Origin of the sequence: Halomonas sp. SIMBA_159 (genome assembly GCF_046536035.1) — a bacterium.
GTDB classification, from domain to species: domain Bacteria; phylum Pseudomonadota; class Gammaproteobacteria; order Pseudomonadales; family Halomonadaceae; genus Vreelandella; species Vreelandella venusta_A.
The window spans coordinates 1-271 of the sequence record NZ_JAWJBT010000592.1 but is presented as its reverse complement, the minus strand read 5'-3'; the positions used below and the strand labels follow the sequence as shown (position 1 = coordinate 271).

The window sequence follows — 271 nt, the reverse complement described above, 5'->3', positions numbered from 1 at the left end:
CGATTATGAACCCGGACAACCAGCCCGACGCGGTGCCGATGCCCGGCGGCGGCGCACCGGCCGGTAACATGGCCCCCAGCACCCCATCGCCGGGCGGCTTCCCCGGCGGGTCGAGGCCGCAGCAGCCCAACCCGCGGGGCGGCATGGCCGGTAACATCACGCCGGACACGGAGCGGAATCAGCGTCAGCAGGAAACCGCCGGGGAGCTTCAAGCCACGTATCTGAGGTAGACATGCCGACTTACGCCTACTGGTGCCCCGAGTGCGAGCAG

At 69.7% G+C, this 271-nt stretch carries 1 protein-coding gene; it reads left to right on the top strand.

Annotated elements, in window-relative coordinates; genetic code table 11:
• A partial coding sequence (locus tag R0J87_RS20590) for a hypothetical protein (protein WP_498888576.1) occupies window positions 1-230 on the top strand: 230 nt, incomplete at its 5' end.
• Window positions 231-271 lie beyond the last annotated feature (41 nt).